Source organism: Streptococcus fermentans, from assembly GCF_040888305.1.
GTDB lineage: Bacteria > Bacillota > Bacilli > Lactobacillales > Streptococcaceae > Streptococcus > Streptococcus fermentans.
The window spans coordinates 591-2,515 of sequence record NZ_JBFNFG010000016.1 but is presented as its reverse complement, the minus strand read 5'-3'; the positions used below and the strand labels follow the sequence as shown (position 1 = coordinate 2,515).

General features: G+C 37.1%; 1 protein-coding gene. It reads left to right on the top strand.

All coding sequences use genetic code 11. The features are described from left to right. Window positions 1-21: 21 nt before the first annotated feature. Window positions 22-1,925: DUF445 family protein (locus tag AB2B50_RS09755; RefSeq protein ID WP_414169920.1), on the top strand; the 1,904-nt coding region annotated here is incomplete at its 3' end.

The window sequence follows — 1,925 nt, the reverse complement described above, 5'->3', positions numbered from 1 at the left end:
TCTGAATCAGTATCAGAATCAGTGAGCGAATCAATTTCTGAGTCAGTAAGCGAATCAGTATCTGAGTCAGTGTCTGAATCAGTAAGTGAATCAGTGTCTGAATCAGTATCAGAATCAGTAAGCGAATCAATTTCTGAGTCAGTATCAGAATCAGTAAGCGAATCAGTATCTGAGTCAGTGTCTGAATCAGTAAGTGACTCAGTGTCTGAATCAGTATCAGAATCAGTAAGCGAATCAGTATCTGAGTCAGTCTCTGAATCAGTAAGTGAATCAGTGTCTGAATCTGTATCAGAATCAGTAAGCGAATCAATCTCTGAATCAGTAAGTGAATCAGTATCTGAGTCAGTGTCTGAATCAGTAAGTGACTCAGTGTCTGAATCAGTATCAGAATCAGTAAGCGAATCAATGTCTGAGTCAGTATCAGAATCAGTAAGCGAATCAGTTTCTGAATCAGTAAGCGAGTCAATTTCAGAGTCAGTTTCAGAATCAGTAAGCGAATCAGTTTCTGAATCAGTATCAGAATCAGTAAGCGAATCAATTTCAGAATCAGTATCAGAATCAGTAAGTGACTCAATTTCTGAGTCAGTATCAGAGTCAGTAAGCGACTCCGTATCTGAGTCAGTAAGTGAATCAATCTCTGAATCAGTATCTGAGTCAGTCTCTGAGTCAATGTCTGAATCAGTATCAGAATCAGTAAGCGAATCAATGTCAGAATCAGTATCAGAATCAGTAAGTGAATCAATTTCTGAGTCAGTATCAGAGTCAGTAAGCGAATCCGTATCTGAGTCAGTAAGTGAATCAATCTCTGAATCAGTATCTGAGTCAGTCTCTGAGTCAATTTCTGAATCAGTATCAGAATCAGTAAGCGAATCAATTTCTGACTCAGTATCAGAATCAGTAAGCGAATCAATTTCTGACTCAGTATCAGAATCAGTAAGCGAATCAATTTCTGACTCAGTATCAGAATCAGTAAGCGAATCAATTTCTGACTCAGTATCAGAATCAGTAAGCGAATCAATTTCTGACTCAGTATCAGAATCAGTAAGCGAATCAATTTCTGACTCAGTATCAGAATCAGTAAGCGAATCAATTTCTGAATCAGTATCAGACTCAGTAAGCGAATCAGTTTCTGAATCAGTCTCAGAATCAGTAAGCGAATCAGTATCAGAATCAGTTTCTGAGTCAGTATCAGAATCAGTAAGCGAATCAATTTCTGAATCAGTATCAGAATCAGTAAGCGAATCAATTTCTGACTCAGTATCAGAATCAGTAAGCGAATCAATTTCTGACTCAGTATCAGAATCAGTAAGCGAATCAATTTCTGACTCAGTATCAGAATCAGTAAGCGAATCAATTTCTGACTCAGTATCAGAATCAGTAAGCGAATCAATTTCTGACTCAGTATCAGAATCAGTAAGCGAATCAATTTCTGAATCTGTATCAGAGTCAGTAAGTGAATCAGGTTCTGAATCAGTATCAGAATCAGTAAGTGAATCAATTTCTGAATCAGTATCTGAATCAGTAAGCGAATCAGTATCTGAATCTGTATCAGAATCAGTAAGCGAGTCAATTTCAGAGTCAGTATCAGAATCAGTAAGCGAATCAGTCTCTGAATCAATTTCTGAATCAGTAAGCGAATCAGTATCTGAATCAATCTCAGAATCAGTAAGCGAGTCAATTTCTGAATCAGTATCAGAATCAGTAAGCGAATCAGTATCTGAATCAGTAAGCGAATCAATCTCAGAATCAGTAAGCGAGTCAATTTCTGAATCAGTATCAGAATCAGTAAGCGAATCAGTATCTGAATCAATCTCAGAATCAGTAAGCGAGTCAATTTCTGAATCTGTATCAGAATCAGTAAGCGAGTCAATCTCTGAATCAGTTTCTGAATCAGTAAGTGAATCAATTTCTGAGTCAGTATCAGA